Origin of the sequence: Lactobacillus sp. PV012 (assembly GCF_014522325.1) — a bacterium.
In the GTDB taxonomy this organism is placed as follows: Bacteria; Bacillota; Bacilli; order Lactobacillales; family Lactobacillaceae; genus Lactobacillus.
This window is the reverse complement of sequence record NZ_CP041983.1, coordinates 1,201,481-1,222,804: the sequence shown is the minus strand read 5'-3', so window position 1 is coordinate 1,222,804 and position 21,324 is coordinate 1,201,481. Positions and strand designations below refer to the sequence as shown.

At 33.1% G+C, this 21,324-nt stretch carries 21 protein-coding genes and 1 tRNA gene; 19 read left to right on the top strand and 3 right to left on the bottom strand.

Annotated elements, in window-relative coordinates; translation table 11 throughout:
- Window positions 1-123: 123 nt before the first annotated feature.
- The 12 genes from FP433_RS06055 to FP433_RS06000 all read left to right on the top strand — a co-directional run bounded on the left by FP433_RS06055 (window position 124) and on the right by FP433_RS06000 (window position 12,328).
- Window positions 124-2,532, top strand: coding sequence for a phosphoketolase family protein (locus FP433_RS06055; protein ID WP_265486592.1), 2,409 nt, complete (start codon window positions 124-126; stop codon window positions 2,530-2,532).
- A 133-nt stretch (window positions 2,533-2,665) separates the two neighbouring features.
- Window positions 2,666-3,316 carry a nitroreductase gene (locus tag FP433_RS06050; protein WP_265484072.1) on the top strand — a complete coding sequence of 217 codons (651 nt, stop codon included), beginning with the start codon at window positions 2,666-2,668 and terminating at the stop codon, window positions 3,314-3,316.
- 55 nt (window positions 3,317-3,371) lie between these two features.
- Entirely contained in the window at window positions 3,372-3,644 is a 273-nt protein-coding gene (locus tag FP433_RS06045) for a hypothetical protein (RefSeq protein WP_265484073.1), read from the top strand.
- A gap of 79 nt (window positions 3,645-3,723) precedes the next feature.
- On the top strand, window positions 3,724-5,049 hold the full coding sequence (locus FP433_RS06040) for a hemolysin family protein (RefSeq protein WP_265486591.1): 1,326 nt from the start codon (window positions 3,724-3,726) through the stop codon (window positions 5,047-5,049).
- A 99-nt stretch (window positions 5,050-5,148) separates the two neighbouring features.
- On the top strand, window positions 5,149-5,718 hold the full coding sequence (hpt, locus tag FP433_RS06035; protein ID WP_265486590.1) for a hypoxanthine phosphoribosyltransferase: 570 nt from the start codon (window positions 5,149-5,151) through the stop codon (window positions 5,716-5,718).
- A gap of 57 nt (window positions 5,719-5,775) precedes the next feature.
- A complete protein-coding gene (locus FP433_RS06030) occupies window positions 5,776-6,492 on the top strand; it encodes a GH25 family lysozyme (protein ID WP_265486589.1) in 717 nt (238 codons plus the stop codon).
- Between the two features lie 19 nt (window positions 6,493-6,511).
- Complete coding sequence (locus tag FP433_RS06025) at window positions 6,512-7,747, top strand: DEAD/DEAH box helicase (protein ID WP_265486588.1); 1,236 nt, start codon at window positions 6,512-6,514, stop codon at window positions 7,745-7,747.
- Entirely contained in the window at window positions 7,747-9,072 is a 1,326-nt protein-coding gene (locus FP433_RS06020; protein ID WP_265486587.1) for a PTS sugar transporter subunit IIC, read from the top strand. The genes FP433_RS06025 and FP433_RS06020 overlap by 1 nt, the downstream gene beginning before the upstream one ends.
- An 80-nt stretch (window positions 9,073-9,152) precedes the next feature.
- Window positions 9,153-9,225 (top strand) — tRNA-Arg (locus tag FP433_RS06015).
- Between the two features lie 53 nt (window positions 9,226-9,278).
- Window positions 9,279-10,400 carry a non-hydrolyzing UDP-N-acetylglucosamine 2-epimerase gene (gene wecB, locus FP433_RS06010; protein WP_265486586.1) on the top strand — a complete coding sequence of 374 codons (1,122 nt, stop codon included), beginning with the start codon at window positions 9,279-9,281 and terminating at the stop codon, window positions 10,398-10,400.
- A gap of 330 nt (window positions 10,401-10,730) precedes the next feature.
- Window positions 10,731-11,489 carry an ATP-binding cassette domain-containing protein gene (locus tag FP433_RS06005; protein ID WP_265486585.1) on the top strand — a complete coding sequence of 253 codons (759 nt, stop codon included), beginning with the start codon at window positions 10,731-10,733 and terminating at the stop codon, window positions 11,487-11,489.
- A gap of 2 nt (window positions 11,490-11,491) precedes the next feature.
- Window positions 11,492-12,328 (top strand): hypothetical protein, encoded by an 837-nt coding sequence (locus FP433_RS06000; RefSeq protein WP_265486584.1) that lies wholly within the window; start codon window positions 11,492-11,494, stop codon window positions 12,326-12,328.
- A 145-nt stretch (window positions 12,329-12,473) separates the two neighbouring features.
- Here the strand turns inward: FP433_RS06000 and FP433_RS05995 are convergent, their stop codons facing one another.
- Both FP433_RS05995 and FP433_RS05990 read right to left on the bottom strand, forming a co-directional pair.
- On the bottom strand, window positions 12,474-12,986 hold the full coding sequence (locus tag FP433_RS05995) for a GtrA family protein (RefSeq protein ID WP_265486583.1): 513 nt from the start codon (window positions 12,984-12,986) through the stop codon (window positions 12,474-12,476).
- A complete protein-coding gene (locus tag FP433_RS05990; protein ID WP_265486582.1) occupies window positions 12,979-13,425 on the bottom strand; it encodes a flavodoxin in 447 nt (148 codons plus the stop codon). The genes FP433_RS05995 and FP433_RS05990 overlap by 8 nt, the downstream gene beginning before the upstream one ends.
- A gap of 145 nt (window positions 13,426-13,570) precedes the next feature.
- On the opposite strand from FP433_RS05990, the gene map reads away from it, so the two are divergent.
- The 3 genes from map to galU are packed head-to-tail and all read left to right on the top strand — an operon-like array spanning window position 13,571 to window position 16,298.
- On the top strand, window positions 13,571-14,392 hold the full coding sequence (map, locus tag FP433_RS05985) for a type I methionyl aminopeptidase (RefSeq protein ID WP_265486581.1): 822 nt from the start codon (window positions 13,571-13,573) through the stop codon (window positions 14,390-14,392).
- Between the two features lie 5 nt (window positions 14,393-14,397).
- A complete protein-coding gene (locus FP433_RS05980; RefSeq protein WP_265484083.1) occupies window positions 14,398-15,336 on the top strand; it encodes a YihY/virulence factor BrkB family protein in 939 nt (312 codons plus the stop codon).
- Window positions 15,337-15,392: 56 nt separating this feature from the next.
- Complete coding sequence (gene galU / locus FP433_RS05975; RefSeq protein WP_265484084.1) at window positions 15,393-16,298, top strand: UTP--glucose-1-phosphate uridylyltransferase GalU; 906 nt, start codon at window positions 15,393-15,395, stop codon at window positions 16,296-16,298.
- Window positions 16,299-16,327: 29 nt separating this feature from the next.
- Here the strand turns inward: galU and FP433_RS05970 are convergent, their stop codons facing one another.
- Window positions 16,328-16,618, bottom strand: coding sequence for a hypothetical protein (locus FP433_RS05970; protein ID WP_265484085.1), 291 nt, complete (start codon window positions 16,616-16,618; stop codon window positions 16,328-16,330).
- An 84-nt stretch (window positions 16,619-16,702) separates the two neighbouring features.
- Here FP433_RS05970 and FP433_RS05965 point away from each other — a divergent pair, with 84 nt between their 5' ends.
- The 4 genes from FP433_RS05965 to FP433_RS05950 all read left to right on the top strand — a co-directional run bounded on the left by FP433_RS05965 (window position 16,703) and on the right by FP433_RS05950 (window position 21,309).
- Complete coding sequence (locus FP433_RS05965) at window positions 16,703-17,650, top strand: alpha/beta hydrolase (protein WP_265484086.1); 948 nt, start codon at window positions 16,703-16,705, stop codon at window positions 17,648-17,650.
- A 118-nt stretch (window positions 17,651-17,768) separates the two neighbouring features.
- Window positions 17,769-18,929 (top strand): thiolase family protein, encoded by a 1,161-nt coding sequence (locus tag FP433_RS05960; protein ID WP_265486580.1) that lies wholly within the window; start codon window positions 17,769-17,771, stop codon window positions 18,927-18,929.
- Window positions 18,929-20,149, top strand: a complete 1,221-nt coding sequence (locus FP433_RS05955) for a hydroxymethylglutaryl-CoA reductase, degradative (RefSeq protein WP_265486579.1) — start codon at window positions 18,929-18,931, stop codon at window positions 20,147-20,149. Before FP433_RS05960 ends, FP433_RS05955 begins: the two co-directional genes overlap by 1 nt.
- Window positions 20,146-21,309 (top strand): hydroxymethylglutaryl-CoA synthase, encoded by a 1,164-nt coding sequence (locus FP433_RS05950; protein ID WP_265486578.1) that lies wholly within the window; start codon window positions 20,146-20,148, stop codon window positions 21,307-21,309. The genes FP433_RS05955 and FP433_RS05950 overlap by 4 nt, the downstream gene beginning before the upstream one ends.
- Window positions 21,310-21,324 lie beyond the last annotated feature (15 nt).

Genomic DNA, 21,324 nt, shown 5'->3' with positions numbered 1-21,324 from the left:
TTCAGTCTAGCTTTTTTTAAGAAAAAATAAATTGATACCTACCAATTTTTAAAATGGTTGCTTTTACGCTCTAACTCCATTACTATTAAATAAAAAGAAACTTTTACTTAAAGGAGAATTGTCATGGCAGTCAATTATGATTCAAAAGAATACTTAAATAGTGTAGATGCCTTTTGGCGTGCAGCTAATTACTTATCTGTAGGTCAATTATTTTTGATGAATAATCCGCTTTTAAAGGAAGATTTGAAACCTTCCGATGTAAAGCCTAAGCCAATTGGTCACTGGGGTACTATTGTGCCACAAAACTTTATTTACGCTCACTTAAATCGTGCCATTAAAAAGTATGATCTAAATATGTTCTATATTGAAGGTTCAGGTCATGGTGGACAAGTAATGGTATCAAATTCTTATCTTGATGGATCATATACTGAAAGATACCCAGAAATTACTCAAGATGAAAAGGGAATGGCTAAATTATTTAAACAATTTAGTTTTCCTGGTGGAGTAGCTTCTCATGCAGCACCAGAAACACCTGGTTCAATCCATGAAGGTGGGGAATTAGGATATGCATTGTCTCATGGTGTAGGAGCAATTTTAGATAATCCTGATGTAATTGCAGCTGTTGAAATTGGTGATGGTGAAGCAGAAACTGGTCCATTAGCAGCTTCTTGGTTTTCAAGTAAATTTATCAACCCAATTAAAGATGGAGCAGTAATTCCAATTTTACAAATTAATGGATTTAAAATTTCTAACCCAACTATTGTCTCTCGTATGAGCGATGAAGATTTAACCAAATACTTTGAAGGGATGGGTTGGAAACCTTACTTTGTTACTGCATATAAAGATGGACAATTTAATGGGTATAAAGATCATATGCAGGTTCATGAAGAAATGGCTAAGACAATGGATCAAGTTGTTGAGGATATTAAAGCTATTCAAAAAAATGCTCGTGAAAATAATGATGATTCACAAGTGAAATGGCCAATGATTGTCTTTAGAGTACCAAAGGGTTGGACTGGCCCTAAAGAAGACTTAGATGGAAATCCAATTGAAAATAGTTTCCGTGCTCACCAAATTCCAATTCCAGTTGCCCAAGATGCAATGGAACATAAAGATATATTGATCGATTGGATGAAGAGTTACAAGCCAGAAGAACTATTTAATGAAGATGGTTCACCAAAGGAAATTGTCTTACAAAATACTCTAAAGGGCGATAAACGCATGGCAATGAATCCGGTAACTAATGGTGGAATTAATCCACGTGCCTTGAATTTACCAGATTACCGAGACTTTGCTGTCGAAATTGGTAAGCCTGGTTCTGTTGAAAAACAAGACATGGCAGAATGGGCAAAGTATTTAAATGAGATTGCCAAATTAAATCCAGATAATTTCCGTGGCTTTGGTCCAGATGAGTCTAAATCTAACCGTCTCTTTGAACTTCTTGATGATCAAAAACGTCAATGGATGGAAGAAATTCATGAACCAAATGATGAAGATCTATCACGGACAGGCCGTTTGATTGACTCCCAACTTTCAGAACACCAAGATGAAGGTTGGCTTGAAGGCTATGTATTAACTGGACGTCATGGCTTTTTTGCAACATATGAATCTTTTGGACGCGTAGTAGATTCAATGCTGACACAACACATGAAATGGCTTCGCAAGGCTAAAGAACAACAATGGCGTCATGATTACCCTGCTTTGAATATTGTGGATACTTCTACTGTTTTCCAACAAGATCATAATGGCTATACTCACCAAGATCCTGGAATGTTAACTCACTTATTTGAAAAGAATCGTCCAGATTTAATTCATGAATACTTACCAGCTGACACTAACTCACTTTTGGCTGTTTCTGATAAAGCCTTTAGAGATCGAGAAGTAATTAATTTATTAGTAACTTCTAAGCAACCACGTCCACAATGGTTTAGTATTGAAGAAGCTAAGAAATTAGTTGATAAAGGTTTAGGTTATGTTGATTGGGCTTCAACTGATCAAAATGCTAAGCCTGATATTGTTTTTGCTTCTACTGGAACTGAACCTACAATTGAAACTTTGGCAGCAATTGATTTACTTCATAAACAATTCCCAGAACTCAAAATTCGTTATATTAATGTAATTGATGTAATGAAGATGATGACTCCTGAAAAGAACCCAGAGGCTATGAGTGATGAAGAATTTAACCGCCTTTTCCCAGAAGATGTCCCAGTAGTCTTTGCTTGGCATGGTTTCAAACCAATGATGGAATCAATTTGGTTTGACCGTGGTCGTGGTAAAAATGCTGTTCACATTCATGGTTATGAAGAAAATGGTGATATTACTACACCATTTGATATGCGTGTTCTTAATCACATTGATCGCTTTAATTTGGCTAAAGATGCTGTTGAAAGTTTACCAGAATTAGTTCAAAATAATGCTGGATTTATCGAAAAAATGAATGCTCTCTTAGCTAAGCATCATCAATACATTCGTGATAATGGTAAAGATATGCCAGAAGTTACTCAATGGCAATGGAGTGGCTTAAATAAATAGTTCATTTAATGAAGGGAAGTCCTCAAAGACAATTCCCTTCATTTTGATATGATGTGCATAATATTTTCTAACATGATAAGATATTAATATAGAAAAATTAAGTGGCTATCAGTTGAGAGTAGGAGGAGAATTAGTGGACTTTAAAGATGTTTTAGATCATAGAAGAGCAACAAGAAAATTCAGTAGTCAACAAGTAAATGACAAGGTGCTTACTCAAATAATTGAAGATGCTCAACGTGCACCTTCATTATTAAATTCACAGCCTTGGCGTGTTTATGTAGCGCAAGGTGAAGTAGTAGATAAAATTCGAAAAGAATTTCAAGATTTGGTAGAAGCTGGAGAACCTTCGAGAGAAGATTTTTCTAAGTTATTAAAAGTTGAATGGGATGTTTTTCCGAGTAAGAATATGTCTAGTATGAGTGACAATCTTAGTTTCTTTTTAAGAGGAGAAATGGATCAATTCCAAGATGCCCAAGAATGGTTATATGATGCCCATACTTTTATCTACATGACAATTCCTAAGAAATCTCCAGCTTGGTCATTGTTTGATTTGGGAGCATTTTCACAAACTTTAATGCTTTCTGCTGCAAATCATGGACTTGCTACTATGCCATCACACCAAATTGTTAAGTATCCAGATGTAATTAGAAAATACTTACCAATTTCAGAAGATGAAGCAATTGGAATGGCAATTGGTATTGGATATCCAGATAAACGTGCTTCAATTAATTCATATCATTCAAAACGTTTACCAGTAGATTCAATTTTAAAAATTACTAAGTAATCAAGAACTCTCAGTTGCAATCAATTGAGAGTTTTTCTGTGAGAAAGGAAAATTCATGCATCGGATAAATAAAAAGGCTATGTTTTGGGGCCTAGCACTTATTATTTTGGGAATAATTTGTGGCTTAGGAAATTTATGGCTTAATAATTTAACAATAAGTGGGGCAACATTTTTTCGAGAAAGTTTTATTTTGATTCCAGTTGGCTGGATTTTAATGGGAATAGGATGCTTGATTTTGGTAGTAGCAGCTTTTATTGCAATTAGAAAAAATGATATGAATGAAAATAAAAGTTTGCGTAAGAAAAATAAAGAGCAGAAAAATAATTGATATTTGACTATGATAGTATAAACTGGATAGTGAAATGGTTAGAATTAAGAATGAATTTTAAATGTAAAGGTGAAGGAAGTTGTCGTCTGCTACTTTAACAACAAATTTAATTATTATATTATTGATTTTTATTGTTGCGATTTTCTTTGTTGTGGCTGAATTTGCATTAGTTACTGTGCGTCCCAGTCAATTAGAGGATATGATTGCTAATAAAAAGGGAAATACTAAAAAGCTAAAAAGAGCGCTCCATATGGCGCATAATTTAAATGAATACCTCTCTACAACTCAAGTGGGAACTACATTAGTGGGAGTTATTTTAGGGTGGTTAGGTGAGGCTACAATTGAAGAAGCCCTAACTGATTTGTTTAAATTAACTCCATGGTTTGGTCCGAAAACAAGTGGCTTTTTGGGAGCGATTGTCGGAATTATTTTGTTAACTTATTTAGAAGTGGTTATTACAGAAATTGTGCCTAAAAATGTCGCTATTGATACACCCGTAAAATGTTTGATGGCAGTTGTAACGCCGTTAACAGTTTTTCATACATTAGTATATCCATTTGTGTGGTTACTCAATATTAGTGCAAATGGTTTATTACATCTGATGGGAATGAAAACTGCTAGTGAAGAAGACGAAGTTTATTCACAGTCAGAAATCTTACGTTTATCACGTAATGCTGTAAGTGGTGGTTCACTTGATAAAGATGATTTACTTTATATGGAACGTGCCTTTGAATTAAATGATAAGATTGCTAAGGATATTATGACGGATCGGACTCAACTTGAAGTATTAAATTATAAGGATAATGTTCAAACAGCGCTCCAAAAATATCTAGAATATGGTTTTAGCAGATTTCCGGTAGTTAGAGATCATAATAAAGATGATGTAGTTGGATATGTTTATTCTTATGATATTGTTTTACAAGATCAAAATAATCCTCAAGTACCTATTACAAGAATTATTCGAGCAATTATTACGGTCCCAGAATCGATGTTAATTCAAGATATTTTACAACTAATGATTAAAAAACACACACCAATTGTATTAGTTGTTGATGAATATGGTGGTACAAGTGGGATAGTCACTGATAAAGATATTTATGAAGAACTTTTTGGGTCAATTAAAGATGAAATTGACGATGTTGCAGATGAATACATTGTTCGAGATGATCATGGTAATATTCATGTTTCTGGCAAGACAACACTTTATGACTTTGAGAGATTCTTCCACAAGAAGCTAAAGAATTTTGAAGATAGCGATATTATTACAATTGGGGGCTACATGATGGAGCATTATCCCAACTTAAAGCGTGGAGAAAGTGTTGAATTTGAAGGCTTTAAATTTGAGTTAGTAGATGTTGAACAAGGTTTCATGCGTTGGTTTATTGTTTCTGAAACTTCTAAGTAAGAATCATGAATAATTAAGCACTGTAATGGTGCTTTTTTTATTAACATAATGTTATAATCGTATTTATAATAAAACAATTAGAGAGTAAGGGGATTAGACATGGCAAAAGGTGACAACATTACTAATATCATTGATCACGTTTTATATAGTCAAGAAGATATTCAAGAAATGTGTAAACGTTTAGGACAACAACTTACACAAGATTATGCTGGAAAGAATCCACTTGTAGTGGGTGCTCTAAAAGGTGCTGTCTTTTTCTTAACTGACTTAGTTCGTAATATGGACGTTGTAATGGAAAACGACTTTATTGATGTGTCTAGTTATGGGGATGGCTTTGAATCAAGCGGTAAAGTGACATTAGACACTGATGTTAAAGCAGATGTCAAAGGTCGCGATGTCTTAATTGTAGAAGATATCGTAGATACAGGCCATACTTTAAAATTTATGGAAGATCTTTTGTTACAACGTGGGGCCAAATCGGTTAAGTGTTGTGCACTTTTAAATAAACCAGCACGCCGCGAAGAAGATGTGACAGTTGACTATTATGGTGCAGAAGTACAAAATCAATTTGTAGTTGGGTATGGATTAGATTATCTTAATAAGTACCGTAATATTCCTTATATTGGCGTTTTAAAGCCTGAAGTTATTAAGGCAAACTTAAATAAATAACTTCTCAAAACGGTTCTCATTTGAGAATCGTTTTTCATTAGAAAGAAGGATTGAGAAGTGCATAGATACCACCATCGGATAACATTGCCTCTGATTATTTTAACCTTGATTATTGTATTGGGGATTTTAGGAATAGGTTTCTTTAATATTTTGAATAATAAAAATACGACAGTTCCAAGAGGAGCTAATATGAGCGTATTAGGAATTGAGTTAAATCAAAATATTAATAAAGTTGATTTGCATCAAGTACAAGAAAATGGAATTTCTTTTGTTTATTTGAGATCTACCCAAGGAAAGACTTATTTCGACGATGATTATTATCTTTATCGAGATCAGTTAAAGGGAACCAAGCTGTCATATGGTTCAATTTTAACTTTTAGTGATGAAAGTACACCGCTGGAACAGTACAATTATTTTAATAAAAAAGTAGGTAAATATAGTGGAAATTTGCCAATTATGATTGTTCCAGCAGAGAAAAATGATAGTAAAAAGTATTGGGAAAAATTGGCCAGGTTAACAACCTATTTCCAACAAAGTGGACGTAGCGTAATAGTGGCTGATAACCATCAGTGGCAAAAGCTTTTTTCATCCCAAACACAATTTCTTTATACGGGAGCTAGTTTAAAGAAAAGAAAAGATTATTCATTTTGGTGCTATACTCAAAAAGGACGAGTTAAAGATACTGATTATTTAGATCGAGATGTGACAATGTTTGCTTATTTAGGAAGTATGGCTTCTTATCAGCAGCTTTATGATTCAGATTTGACACAATAAAAAATGAAAGGGAAAGTAGATGTATAGTTCAAAAATTAAAGATGTCTTGGCACAAGAAAAAAAGTTAAAGCCGACTTTAATTCAAGAAAAAACTTATGAACCAATTATAAATGGAGACGATGTTGTTGGATTAGCTAAAACTGGAACCGGGAAGACCCTAGCTTATGGCTTGCCTGTTTTAGAGCGCATTAAAAAAGTTGGTGGCCAAGCGATAATTTTAGAGCCAACAACGGAATTAGCTATTCAAACACGCAATGCTTTACAAAAATACCTTAGTGCCTTGCAATTAAAGTCTTTAACTTTAGTTGGAGCTGGAAATCGCAAGCGTCAACTAGAACGTTTACGTAAGGAAAAACCAGAAATTTTGATTGCAACACCAGGACGTTTATTTGATTTTATTTCAGAAAGGAAAGTAGATCTGGAAAAAATAAAATCTTTAGTAATTGATGAAGCAGATGATATTTTAGAATTTACAAAGGCGGATTTATTAGTATCTTTAAGTCAAAATTTAGAACAAGATTCACAAATTTTGCTTTTTGGAGCTTCTGAATCAAGAGTTACCAAAGATGCTGAAAATTTATTTGAACGTCAATTTATCTTAATAGACGTGCGTCCAGATCAAAAATCATCAGTTGACCATAGTTTTTTGCAAGTTTCTAACCAATATAAAATACAATTTTTACAAAGACTAGCTAAGTTAGATAAGTTTAAAGGAATTCTCTTTTTTGATTCGACAGAAACGGAAATGAAATTTGCAAGAATTTTTGCTCATAGCAAAACACCATTTTCGGTCTTAAGCAATCAAACTAACAAACAAGAAAGAGAAAGAATTTTACGCAAATTTAGATTGGGTCATAGTAAATTATTGTTTGCGACCGATTTAGCTGCTCGTGGCTTAGATATTCCAGACTTAACTTATGTAATTAATTTTGAAATTCCAAGTGAACTTAACACTTATATTCACCGTAGTGGTAGAACAGGAAGAATGAATAATGAAGGTCATGTGGTGACATTGGGAGATGACCATGATTTTCGTGATTTGAAAAAGCTCTTAAATAATGAATTTGACTTACAAAGAGTATATTTTGAAGGTTATCATTTAACTACCACCAAACCTCAAGATCAAAAGAAAAAGATAAATAAAGTACAAAATGAAGAAAAAACGAGCAAAGTAAAGAGAACTTCTAAAAAGAAGAGATGGCGTAATAAGAAAAATAAAGGATACCATCCTCATAAGAGAAAAGAAGGTAAGTAATGGCGCGCTTAGTAAATTGGCTAGAAAATTATGTTTTACCAATTGCAACTAAATTAGGTCAGATTCGCTGGTTGGTAGCACTGCGAGATACATTTATTTCTCTATTACCTATTACAATGGCTGGCTCAATTGCTATGCTTTTTAATAGTTTAATAAAAGCTGTCCATTATCGTTTTAGTTGGGAACATTTTTATAGTTTAATGCATCCTGTAATGATTATGGATAATATTGTGTGGAATGGTACTTTTGCAATTTTTGCAATTTATTTTGCACTTTCTTGGGGATATCACTTAGCTAAGACTTATGAAGTAAATACTTTGGCTGGAGCGGTAGTAACCTTGGCTTCGTTTGTAATGAGCGTAAGTGATGTTATTCAGTTGGATTATCGTGGCAAGCAAATTGATGTCAAAAACGTAGTAGATATTAAGCAATTTTCAACAACAGGATTGTTTACAGCAATTATTTTTGGCTTAATTGGTATGGGAGTTTTCATCTTGGCTTCACGAGCAAGAGCTACCTTGAGAGTAAATCCTACTTTACCCCATGCTGAATGGGTAGCCTTTACAACCTTGCTCCCAATTTTGCTAGCAATTTTTGTGGTAGCAGCAATTAATTGTGCTTTCCAGGAAATAACAGGGACCTATTTTGGTGATTGGCTATTAAAATCAATCCAATCACCTCTAGTTAATTTGGGGCAAGGATTTGGCGTAGTACTTTTATTAACAGCCTTGGTGCAGTTATTTTGGTTCTTTGGGATTAATGGTGTTAGTGTCTTAACACCCGTAATTGATTCCTTATGGCTTACGCCAGAAAATATTAATGTGACTGCTGTAAGAAATGGAAATGTAATTCCTTACACTTGGGTAAAAGACTCATTCAATGTTTTTGCCTGGTTTGGTGGTGCGGGTGGCACGCTAATGTTGGTAGTGGCAATATTATTATTTTCAAAAAGGTCCGATTTTAGGACAGTTGCTAAAATGGCTTTTGCCCCCGCAGTGTTTAATATCAATGAACCAATGCTTTTTGGATTGCCAGTAGTCTTTAATCCGGTATATCTCATTCCTTTTGTGGCAGCACCAATGGTAAATGTAAGTTTAGCTTATTGGGTTACTAAGTTAGGATGGGTGAATCCAGTACAAATCTTTGTTCCAGGAGTAATGCCACCATTGCTTAATGCATTTTTAGGAACAAACTATGACTGGCGAGCCATTATTTTGGTATTAGTTAATATGGTAATTGCTTTAATAATTTGGATGCCATTTGTCTTTGCGGCTGATAAAATTGCCCAAGATGAACAAAGAAACTTCCAAATGTATCAATATTAATTAAATAATTAGTAATTTTCTTATACTTCAAGACTTTAGTCTATTAAAAAATAAAGGTATAATTAGATTATGCTAATTATGACCCCGTAGTTCATCTGGATAGAACAATGGTCTCCTAAACCGTAGAGGTGAGTTCGAATCTCACCGGGGTCATTACTAAAGGAAGGGCTTGCCTTCCTTTTCTTATTAAAAGGTGAGAGAAGAATATGAAGCAATTAAAGGTAATGACTGTTTTTGGTACTCGACCAGAAGCAATTAAAATGGCACCTGTTGTTCTAAAGCTGCAAGCTGATTCACGCTTTAAGCCGGTAACAGTAGTAACTGCTCAACATCGCGAAATGTTAGATCAAGTACTAGAAATTTTTAAAATTGTGCCTGATTATGATTTTAATATTATGCACAAGAATCAAACTTTAGAAGAAATTACTTCTAAAGTGATGCTTGATTTGTCTAAAGTTATCAAAAAAGAAAAGCCAGATATTGTGTTGGTGCATGGTGATACCACAACAAGTTTTGCAGCAAGTCTAGCTACCTTTTATCAACAAACTACTTTGGGACATGTGGAAGCAGGTTTGCGAACTTGGAATAAATATTCTCCATTTCCTGAAGAAATGAATCGTCAAATGACTGATGACTTAGCCGATTTATATTTTGCACCGACAGAGTTAAGCAAAGAAAATTTAATAAAAGAAAACCATCCTGCTAAAAATATTTATGTAACTGGAAATACAGCAATTGATGCTTTACAGCAAACTGTTCAACAAGAGTATCATCATGAGGTTTTAGATCAAATTGAAGATGGTAAAAGAATTATTTTAGTGACAATGCACCGACGTGAAAATCAAGGTGAGCCGATGAAAAGAGTATTTCAGGTGATGAAAGAAGTTGTAGATAGTTACAATGATGTTGAAATTATTTATCCAGTTCACCTATCACCAGCAGTACGTAAAGTAGCAACAGAAGTATTGGGTAATGACAAGCGCATTCACTTAATTGATCCTGTTGATGTAGTAGATTTTCATAATCTTGCTAAAAGAAGTTACTTTATTATGACTGATTCAGGAGGAGTGCAAGAAGAAGCACCTAGCTTAGGAAAGCCAGTTTTGGTATTGCGTGATACAACTGAAAGACCAGAAGGAGTTAAGGCGGGAACGTTAAAATTAGTAGGGACAGATCAAACAAAAGTGCGCCAAGCAATGATAAAACTTTTAGAAGATAAAGAATTTTATAATCAGATGGCAACTGCTACAAATCCTTATGGAGATGGCCATGCAAGTGAAAAAATATTAGAGGCAATGATTGAATATGAAAAAAATAAGACCAGGTAATTATTACTTGATCTTTAGTAAATATTATTGATGGAGCAGTAAATTAGCATCAAGCGATTAAAGCTTGGTGCTTTTTTGGAAACAAGCTATTTTTTAGTTAAATTCTATCAATAGGTTATCATTTTGGTAAAAAATAACATCATATATTTTTCTACTTTTTTATTTTATATGAATGACTTATCTAACAATTGTGGAATAAATAATAGAAGAAAAATGTTATGTATTAAGAATTTGTAAGGATATAAATACGTGACTTTACAAATTTTTATTATTAATCTATAACTAAATACTAACTATTGGAGGAAATAAAAATAATATTAAGGAGTAACTATGGAAATTGTAAATATATTTGACAAGAATATTTTAAAGGGAGTGAGTTTTTCTATTAAAAAAGGAGAAAGACTTGCTGTTATTGGGCCAAATGGGGCTGGTAAGACTACTTTATTAAATATAGTGAGTGGATTTAATACTCCGATAAAAGGAAAAATTATCGGGAATTACAGAAAAGAAATGGTATTTCAAGAAAATCTTTTGGATGATAATTTAACTATTAAACAAAATTTGCGTATGAGATTACCTTCAAAGAAAGAATATGCTAGTGTTGAAAAAATGCTAAAAAGTTATGGAATTAGCAATACATCATTAAAATATAAAGAATTATCTGGAGGTCAAAAAAGGATAGTTAACTTACTTAGAGTAACTGCAATGCCAATAGATTTATTAATACTAGATGAGTTATCTGCTGGTGTGGATGCAAAAATTAGAAAAATGATGTGGGAAATCTTAAGGACGGATTATGCGGAAAAATTAGCAATTATATATACAACTCACGTTCTTGAGGAATTAGCTTATGCTGACAAAATTTTATATTTAAAGAGAGGGAAAATCATTTATTATGGAGATTCAAAAAACTTCAGAGAAAAATTACCAATGTATAAATTGGTTTTAAATGAAAAAAATACTGAATATTTTTTAACTCCTAAAAAAGCCTTTGACTATCTAGAAAAACATCCTACATATCTCACTCAATCTTTTGAAATAAGAAAAGTAAGCTATGAAGATATATTTATGTATCAAGAGGGAGAGTAGATATGTTGAAAGTGAAATTTGTAGTTAGAAATCTTATACTCTACTATAGGGATATCTCAAATGTAGTATTTTCTTTTTTAGGAATGTTAATTAGTTTAATTATTTATATATTATTCTTAAAAAATAATCTTGTAAGCTCATTTTCATATCTTGATAATGCCTCAGAATTTATTGATTTATGGATGATATCAGGTTTAATATCAATTGTTGCGGTAACAAGTTCATTGTCAGGATTTGAACAAATGATTGATGATAAAAATAGTCAAAAGATAAAAGATTTCATAATTAATTCGAAAATTAATAAAAAGATGATTGGTTTTTTATATTTAATTACTGCTTTTATTGAAGCTGTCATATCGACTTTTATATTTTCTTTGATATGTTTTATCTATTTAAAAGCCCAATATACTATTAATATTCCCGTAAGAAACATTTTTAAAATATTGATTTGTATGCTACTTTTAATTATCTTTTCTACTTTACTTTTTTATTTAATAACTAATTTTATAAGCACTAATTCAAGTTTTGCCTCTTTTTCAGCATTGATAGGAACAGTTACAGGCTTTTTATCAGGATCATACATTATTGTTGGAGAGCTACCAAAATTAATGAGGAAATTTCTAGATTATTGGCCAGGATTTGGATTAGCAGCAATCATACGTAGCAATCTTTGTCCCATAGATCATGTACCACATCTAATCTTAAAAAAATTGGGAATTATTGATAGTAATTTTCCGATTCTTCTAACATGTATCGAGATTTTAGCTTTACTACTCATTATTTATGGCAAATTAAACATTCTAAAAAATTTGAATACTCTGATAAGTAAAAGGAAGTAGAGAATGGTCATTTTAACCTTTCAGTCTACTTCCTTTTTACTTTTCATATAAATGGTCTACGGTCATTCATTTGGACAAATTATGATGAAGAATTTCTTATTACTATTCTTATTCATATAGTGTAGTTAGAGAATTTTATTTATTATTACTTGATCTTATTTTTTGCTCTTTTATTTTTAAAATATTTGGTAAAGCGACTACTAGTATTAAGGAAAATAGATTTAGTAGTTAGATAGTTGAAGATCCCCACTAAAATTTGGTCAATTGTTTTAACAAATAATGTATTCCAGTGAAGCCAAGAAAGTCCGACTAACATAATTAAGTTGTCAGGAATTAAACTTAAAATCCGATAAAGAAAAAACAAGCCCAATTGATAAATTGTTCCATGGCGAGTGTCTACGTTCTCCACAAATACTCCATGCTTGTTAAAAACAAAAGAAACTAAGTTAGAAACAATAAATGATAAAGTGTTGGCGTAGATTAAAGGAATTTTCCACCAACTATGAAAAAGAATAAAACTAACAATATTAATTAAGGCAGCTAAAAAGCCAAAAAAAGTGTAAGCATAAAAATTACGATGTCTTGCTACTAGTCGAGCTCCGAGTTGTCTAATTTGTGCTCTAGTAATATCAGAAGAATCTTTATGCTTTTTAGTCATGTAAGCCCTCAACCATTTGCTTTGCTGCTTGATCAATTAAGTCAATATCTTCATCTTCAACAGCATTTTCAATTTTTACTGGATCAGCTACTTCGATTGCACCAACTTTTTTAAAAGCTTTTTCAAAGTCATTTACATTTTCACAAAAATGATCTTTGTAAGTTCGATCTCCTGACCCCATAACCGCAAACTTTTTCCCTGTTAAATTTAAGGTAAGTAGTTGGTCATAAAAGTCTTTTAATTCATCAGTCATTACACCTTCGCCGTAGGTATAGGTTACTACGATGCAAAGATCACTATCTAAAAAAGAAGTTGCATCTGCAAAACTGATGTCAGTAGTAGTTACATCCAAACCTGCTTGTAGTAAGTTCTCTTCTAAAATTTCTGCCATATCTTCGTTATTGCCAGTCATACTAGCAAAAACTATTTGTGCTTTCATAATTTAGGTTGCCTCTTTTATCTTTTTTCCTCTTATTATACTAAAGGAGACAAAGAATGTGTAAAGAGTTAGAGAAATTATTTTAAAAAAGCTTTATAATATATAACAGAATATTTGCCTAATTATATTTAAAGGAGAATTATTAATGATTACAATTAAATCAAAAAGAGAATTGATCGGAATGCAAAAATCTGGTCGTTTGCTTGCTTCAATGTTTGAAGCGTTACGAGACTTTATTAAACCCGGAATTACTGCTTGGGATATTGAAGAGTTTTGCCAAGATTTTATGAAGAAACATGGTGGTCGTTTATCTGAACAGGGTTTTGAAGGCTACAAGTACGGAACTTGTATCAGTGTTAATGAAGAAATTGCCCACCAAATTCCACGTAAGGATCGTGTTTTAAAAGAAGGTGATCTTGTTAGTGTTGATGTAACTTGCAACCTAGATGGCTACGAAACAGATTCATGTACGACTTATGCTGTAGGTAAAATTTCTAAAGAAGATCAAAGATTACTAGATGTTACTGAAAAAGCAATGTACATGGGAATTGATCAAGCAGTAGTAGGTAACCGTATTGGGGATATTGGTAGTGTTATTCAAAAGTATGTTGAAGATGACAATGGTTTTGGAGATGTACGTGAATTAGTAGGTCATGGTATTCAACCAACAATCCATGAAGATCCAGAAGTACCTCATTATGGTAAAGCTGGCCACGGCTTACGTTTACGTGAAGGAATGACAATTACTGTTGAACCAATGGTAGAAGCAGGTGGAGACTGGCGTATCAAGCAAACTAGTGTAGATGATCCTAATGACGATTGGATTTTCTATGCAACACCAGATGGTTCTAAGTCTGCTCAATTTGAACATACTTTTGCTATTACAAAAGATGGTCCTAAGATTCTTACTCTTCAAAAACCATATGATGGTTTAGAAAAATATGTACCCCATTTTGATGAAGAATAAGATTTATGAAAAAAGCTAATAAAGTATTTTCTACTTACTTTAAGCAGTTTTTCAAAGACTTATCTAAAATAATTTCTCAAGGGGAAATTACACAAAATTCTATTATTATTGCTTACTATATGCTATTCAGTATATTTCCAATTATTATTATAGTGGGAAATATCTTACCACTTTTTCAGATTAATGCTAAGCCACTTACAGAATATCTGAATTTAATTTTACCTAAGCAAGTAGCAGAATTCGTAATACCAATTATTTCAAGTTTGCTAAATCAACATTCTAGTGGATTTATTTCTTTTGGTATTATTGTAGCTTTGTGGTCTTTCTCTAGTCTGATTAATTCAATTAGGATGTCAATGAATAAGATCTATGGAGTTTATAGCCAAGAAAAGGGTAAACCATGGTGGAATTATTTATTAAGTAGGGTAATAACCTTATTTGTAACAACGTTAATGATTATTGTCATGATCTTATTGAGTTTAGGACTAGCATTTGGTAAACAAATTGTAGAATTTTTAGGCCCGATTCTGAACATTGATGTAACTTGGATTTATAAATTAGATAGTTACAAGTGGCCTTTGGTCTTAGTGATGATGGTAATTTTAAATATTTATCTTAATTATGCTTTACCAAATATTTCTCAATTTAAACATGTAGTTTGGCCGGGAACAATTGTTACAGTGATCTCTTGGGGAGCTTTAGCTTATTTTTTTGGTTTATATTTACAATATTTTGGAACAAAATGGCAAAATTATGGGATTGTAGGAACATTTATCGTATTTATGCTTTGGCTGAATATTATGGCACTTCTTTATTTATTTGGGGTTTGTATTAATGCGACAATTAATAAGCTGAAAAATGGAGATGTTTCTTATAGTAGGACTTCATTTTGGAGAGCAATAAAGAACAATTATCTACTAAAATCAAAGCAAAATGAAAGTTAGGGTTATTTTTGGTAAGATATAGTTAAAGAAAAAATTTAATCAAGAAAGAGAAAATTATGAAAGTAAGAAAAGCAGTTATTCCAGCAGCTGGATTAGGAACCCGTTTCCTTCCAGCTACAAAAGCAATGCCTAAAGAAATGTTACCAATTGTGGATAAACCTACAATTCAATTTATTGTAGAAGAAGCTAAAAAGTCAGGAATTGAAGATATTTTAATTGTTACTGGAAAAAATAAGAGATCGATTGAGGATCATTTTGATGCAAATCCAGAACTTGAACAAGATCTTGAAGAAAAGCATAAAGATAAATTATTAAAATTAACCCAATCAATTACAGACTTAGGAGTAAATCTTTACTATACTCGGCAGCCGCATCCAGCAGGACTAGGAGATGCAATTTCACGAGCACGTAGTTTTGTGGGAGATGAACCATTTGTAGTTATGCTTGGAGATGATTTAATGGCTGATAAGACACCATTAACTCAGCAATTAATTGAGCGCTATAATGCAACCCATGCTTCAACAATTGCAGTAATGAAGGTTCCTCACGAAGAAGTTTCCAAATATGGTGTAATTGCTCCAGCAGGTGAAATTGAAGATGGCTTGTTTAATGTAGATTCATTTGTAGAAAAACCAGCTGTTGAAGACGCACCAAGTGATTTAGCAATTATTGGACGTTACCTTCTTACCCCAGAAATTTTTGATATTTTAGCTAAGCAAAAACCTGGTCGTGGTGGTGAAATCCAATTAACTGATGCAATTGATACTATGAATAAGACTCAAAGAGTATTTGCACATGAGTTTAAAGGTGATCGCCATGATGTGGGAAATAAGGAAGGCTATCTTGAAACTTCAATTGAGTATGGTTTAACTCATCCAGAAACTAAGGATGATTTAAGGGAATACATTATTAATTTAGCCAAAAAGTTATCTCAAACAAATAATCACCCCAAAAATAAATAATTAAAAGCGAGATCTAGCCGGTCTCGCTTTTAAAATAAATAAATTCTTTGATGTTCCATATCAATTTGGATGCCGTAAATTTTTATTATCTTATTTTGATATTTAATTAAAAGTGGCAGCTTCTTATGATGAAGAGTAGCTACAATTTGTTTGAATGAAGCTAGTGTTTTAGATGAATTACCAGTTGAAAAATATGCTCCTGTAGAAGTAATTGTTACCTTATTTAAGGGATAAAACTTTCTTTTTTTATCAGGACGATAAAATAATGAATAGTTTTTGTTAAGATCGTTTGTTAGTTGTAAAAAAGAACTTAGTTGCATTTGATAAAAAGCCTTGAAATTAAATGAGTAAAAAGATAGGATAAGTACTAAACCTATATTTTTTAAAATTAGAAAAGGAATAATATGCATAAACATAAAAAGTTATGGATTACTCTAACCTCTATTATAGCAGCTATAGTTGTTATTTTTCTGGGGGCAGGGATGTACTTTTACCATGTAGCTTTAGTGCCAGGGCATAAGAACTTTATTAATAATAGTACTAAAGTAGCTAAATCTGATCCCCTCTATCAGCAGACAAAATGGTATCAAGATACTAAAAAGCAAAAGTGGTACATGAAATCAGCAGATGACAATTTAAAATTAGATGCTAATTACATCCCTAAAAAGGGATCGAATAAAACTGTGATTATTCTTCATGGGTATATGAATAACAAAGATACCATGGGTCCTTATGCAGCCTTATTTCACAAGTTAGGCTATAATACTTTGTTGCCAGATGCGCGAGGACATGGGCAAAGTCAAGGTAATTATGTGGGCTATGGTTGGCGAGAAAAAGCCGATGTTGCAAAATGGGCCCGTAAAGTAGTAGCTCATAATGGCAAAAATAGTAAAATTGTAATTTTTGGGGTAAGTATGGGTGGTGCAACCACGATGATGACAAGTGGAGAAAAATTGCCTAAACAAGTCAAAGCTTTTGTGGAAGATTGTGGTTACACAAATGCGAAAACCGAAATTGAACATGAAGCACAGAGTTTATATCATATGACTGCCTTTCCACGTTTCCCGTTAGTTGAAGTTTTAAGTGGAATAACTCGCATTCGAGCAGGGTACTTTTTAAATGACGCTAGTAGCGTGAAGCAACTGGCTAAAAATAAACGACCAATGATGTTTATTCATGGTAGTAAAGATACTTTTGTCCCAACAGAAATGGTGTATGAAAATTATCATGCTACCAAGGGACCTAAAAAATTATGGGTTGTTCCAGGAGCAGTACATGCTAAGTCATTTAAAACACATCCAAAATTGTACGAGAAGAAAGTCAATGAATTTTTAAAAGAATATGTGAGTTAAAAATACCGAGAATATCTCGGTATTTTTTACGTTTTTTTAAATTAATTGAAGTTTGTATGACTTATTTTCCAAGATTAGTTATTATTTTTATAGATACCAATTTTAAGGAAGTAAAAAAATGAGAGATATGTATATTATTGCAGGAAAACGGACACCGTTTGGAAAGTATCGGGGATTTTTTAAAGATACAACTCCCGTTGAACTAGGAAGCATAGTTTTAAAAGAGCTTTTAAAAGAAACTAAACTTGCCCCAGAACAAATTGAAGGAGTCTTGGTGGGAAATGTACTAAGTGCAGGACTAGGACAAAATGTTGCGCGTCAAATTGCGTTGAAGTCTGGACTTCCTTATGATGTAGTAGCCACTGTAGTTGATGATGTTTGTGGTTCTAGTTTAAAGGCTTTACGCTTTGCGCAAGGTCAGATGGCATTAGGAGACTTAGAGCTAGCCGCTGTAGGTGGAGTAGAAAATATGACCAATGCGCCCTTGCTTTTGAGCAAAGCAGATAAGCATAGTGAGAATCCTAAGTTTCGTGATTCACTTCAAATTGATGGAATTGGAGATGCTTACAGCCAAAAGCCAATGGGACTTACCGCTGAAAAAGTAGCTGAGCGTTATCATGTAAGTCGTCAAGAAATGGATGAATTTGCCTACAATTCACATCTAAAAGCAACTAAGGCAACTAATGAAAATTGGTTTAAGGATGAAATCGTTCCTGTAACAATTAATGGAGAAACTTTAACCCAAGATGAAAGTATTCGTCCTGATACAAGTGTAGCTGCTCTAAGTAATTTGAAACCTGTCTTTAAAGAAGATGGTGACGTAACTGCAGGAAACTCTTCACCATTAAATGATGGGGCTAGCATGTTATTGGTAGCAAGTGCAGAAAAAGTTAAAGAATTAAATCTAAAACCAATTGGTAAAATAGGTGATTTTAGTGAAATTGGATGTGATCCTGATTACATGGGTTATGGACCATATGATGCTATTAAAAAGTTACTCGCCAAAAATCACACCACAATTGATGATTATGACCTAATTGAAATTAATGAAGCTTTTGCAGTACAAGCTTATGCAGTAGCACGTGATTTGAAGATCCCAGCAGAAAAATTGAATATTGCTGGTGGTGCCATTAGTTTAGGCCATCCCTTAGGCGCAACAGGTACTCGTTTAGTGTTGACTGCCTTGAATAATTTGAAAAAGATTGGTGGCAAGCGCGCAATTGTTTCTCTATGTATTGGTGGAGGACAAGCAATTGCTTATGAAGTGTGGAATCAATAATGCACTTTTATAAATTAGATCCTTACCAAAGACGTGAACTCTTAAAGGAAAAAGGAATTAAATTAGTTAAAATAGAGCCGGAAAAATTAGCTCGCTTAAATCAATTAAGTGAAAATGTTATTGGCGAAATAGATTTGCCATTGGGAGTTGTGCAAGATGTTGTGGTAAATAATAAGTCTTATCTTGTACCAATGGCAGTTGAAGAACCTTCAGTTGTAGCAGCAGCCAATCATGGAGCTAAGGTGTTTGCTAAAAATGGGGGCAGCCATGTAGTAAGTAAGCGTGAAGGAATTTATGGGCAAATTGTTTTAAAAGTTGATCAAGCTTTTTCTTTAGAAAAATTAGCAAAAGATTTCCCTTATTATGTCTCTTTGGCTAACAAGGAATTTGCTAGTTTAGTTAACCATGGTGGAGGCGTTAAAGAGATAACTGGAGAAATTAAAGGTGACTTAGTATATCTAAAAGTTTTAGTAGATCCAGCCCAAGCCATGGGGGCAAATAAAACAAATTCGATTTTGGAATTTTTGAGTAATAAATTAGTTAGATTGCCTCATGTTCGAGAAAAAATGTTTGCTATCTTGTCGAATTATCCTAGTCAATTTGCGACTGTGAAAGTTGAGTTAACTGTTGCCAGTGTTGGAGGGATGCAGGTAGCTAAGAAAATTGCTTTATTGAGTAAAATTGGTTACCAGGATCCTTATCGGGCGGTCACAAATAATAAGGGAATTATGAATGGCGTTGATAGCATCTTAATTGCTACTGGAAATGATTATCGCAGTGTTGAAGCAGCTTGTGGAGTGTTTGCTAGTAAATCTGGTAAATATCGTAGTCTGAGTAAGTGGGAAGTAGTAGATGATAAATTAATTGGGAGTTTAACTTTGCCTCTTGCTCTTGGTGTGGTAGGTGGCTCGATTAATAGTCGTTCAGATATACAGCAGGCCTATTCAATTTTAGGAGAACAAGTAAGTAGCGAACTTTTAGCAAGCTTAATTGTAACTGTAGGGTTAGCCAATAATTTTGCGGCTTTACATGCAATTTCTACTAAGGGTATTCAAGCAGGCCATATGAAGTTGCAAGCTCGAAATTTAGTTGCAAATTTAGATGCAAGTTCCGTAGAGAAGAGTAAAGTTTTAAAAGAAATCATAAAATTAAAACACTATTCTCAAGCTCAAGCGCAGGAGATATTGGAAAAGGTTAGAAAGCAAGAGGAAGACAAATGAAAATAGGTATTGATCAAATAGGATTTTACACTCCTAACAAATATGTAGATATGGTTGATCTAGCTCATGCGAGAAAGCAAGATCCAAATAAGTTTTTAATTGGAATTGGACAAGAAACAATGACAATTGCTGACCAAACTCAAGATGCTGTCTCAATGGGGATTAATTCGACACTAAGATATCTTGATCAAATTGATAAAGATAAAGTAGGGTTGTTAATTTTTGGAACTGAAAGTAGTGTAGATCAATCTAAATCTGCCTCTTTATTCGTTAAAACTGCCCTTAATTTATCACCACAAGTGCGAACTTTTGAAGTTAAAGAAGCTTGTTTTGGATTGACAGCAGGTTTAATGATGGCACGTGATTATGTTTATAGTCATCCAGATAAAACTGCGATTGTAATTGGAAGTGACATTGCGCGTTATGGAGTAAATAGTGGTGGAGAAGTTACCCAGGGAGCTGGAAGTATTAGTATCTTAGTAAAGAAAGACCCGCAAATTATGGAATTAAATGAGGGTCATAGTGCCTATAGTGAAGATATTAACGATTTCTGGCGTCCTAATAATTCTAAACTTGCAAAAGTAGACGGAAAGTATTCAACACAAGTATACTTAGATTTCTTTACCAAAACTTTTAATCAGTATAAAAAAGAACAAAAATTGGCTACTAAAAATTTTGATGCCTTAATTTATCACTTACCTTTTACAAAAATGGGGCTGAAGGCAAATCGTTTAGCTGTTGAAGGTGAAGATGAAGAAACTACCCAGCGTCTTCAAGATAACTTTGAAGCAAGTAAAAAGTGGAGTGCAAAAGTTGGAAATATTTATACTGGATCACTTTATTTAAGTCTTTTAAGTTTACTTGAAAATGCTAACTTGAACCCTGGTGCTAGAATTGGATTATTCTCCTATGGTTCAGGAGCCATGGCGGAATTTTTCTCTGGTACTTTAGTTGAAGGTTATCAAAATAAACTCAATAAAGAAGCAGACCAAGTTTTAATTGACCAACGTAAGAAATTATCAGTTGCTGAATATGAAGAGGTTTTTAATAATAGTTTGCTTGATCCTGAAGATAGCGTTACATTAAAGAGCGATGAAGTAGAAGGTAAATGGTATTTTGCTGGAATTAAAAATGATATTCGACAATATTCTGTAAACTAAAAAACCACCCAAGAG

Coding starts and splice junctions, on each gene's coding strand:
- FP433_RS06055 (WP_265486592.1), top strand. CDS start 124: ATGGCAGTCAATTATGATTCAAAAGAATACTTAAATAGTGTAGATGCC.
- FP433_RS06045 (WP_265484073.1), top strand. CDS start 3,372: ATGCATCGGATAAATAAAAAGGCTATGTTTTGGGGCCTAGCACTTATT.
- hpt (WP_265486590.1), top strand. CDS start 5,149: ATGGCAAAAGGTGACAACATTACTAATATCATTGATCACGTTTTATAT.
- FP433_RS06025 (WP_265486588.1), top strand. CDS start 6,512: ATGTATAGTTCAAAAATTAAAGATGTCTTGGCACAAGAAAAAAAGTTA.
- FP433_RS06020 (WP_265486587.1), top strand. CDS start 7,747: ATGGCGCGCTTAGTAAATTGGCTAGAAAATTATGTTTTACCAATTGCA.
- wecB (WP_265486586.1), top strand. CDS start 9,279: ATGAAGCAATTAAAGGTAATGACTGTTTTTGGTACTCGACCAGAAGCA.
- FP433_RS06005 (WP_265486585.1), top strand. CDS start 10,731: ATGGAAATTGTAAATATATTTGACAAGAATATTTTAAAGGGAGTGAGT.
- FP433_RS06000 (WP_265486584.1), top strand. CDS start 11,492: ATGTTGAAAGTGAAATTTGTAGTTAGAAATCTTATACTCTACTATAGG.
- FP433_RS05995 (WP_265486583.1), bottom strand. CDS start 12,986: ATGACTAAAAAGCATAAAGATTCTTCTGATATTACTAGAGCACAAATT.
- FP433_RS05990 (WP_265486582.1), bottom strand. CDS start 13,425: ATGAAAGCACAAATAGTTTTTGCTAGTATGACTGGCAATAACGAAGAT.
- map (WP_265486581.1), top strand. CDS start 13,571: ATGATTACAATTAAATCAAAAAGAGAATTGATCGGAATGCAAAAATCT.
- FP433_RS05980 (WP_265484083.1), top strand. CDS start 14,398: ATGAAAAAAGCTAATAAAGTATTTTCTACTTACTTTAAGCAGTTTTTC.
- galU (WP_265484084.1), top strand. CDS start 15,393: ATGAAAGTAAGAAAAGCAGTTATTCCAGCAGCTGGATTAGGAACCCGT.
- FP433_RS05970 (WP_265484085.1), bottom strand. CDS start 16,618: ATGCAACTAAGTTCTTTTTTACAACTAACAAACGATCTTAACAAAAAC.
- FP433_RS05965 (WP_265484086.1), top strand. CDS start 16,703: ATGCATAAACATAAAAAGTTATGGATTACTCTAACCTCTATTATAGCA.
- FP433_RS05960 (WP_265486580.1), top strand. CDS start 17,769: ATGAGAGATATGTATATTATTGCAGGAAAACGGACACCGTTTGGAAAG.
- FP433_RS05955 (WP_265486579.1), top strand. CDS start 18,929: ATGCACTTTTATAAATTAGATCCTTACCAAAGACGTGAACTCTTAAAG.
- FP433_RS05950 (WP_265486578.1), top strand. CDS start 20,146: ATGAAAATAGGTATTGATCAAATAGGATTTTACACTCCTAACAAATAT.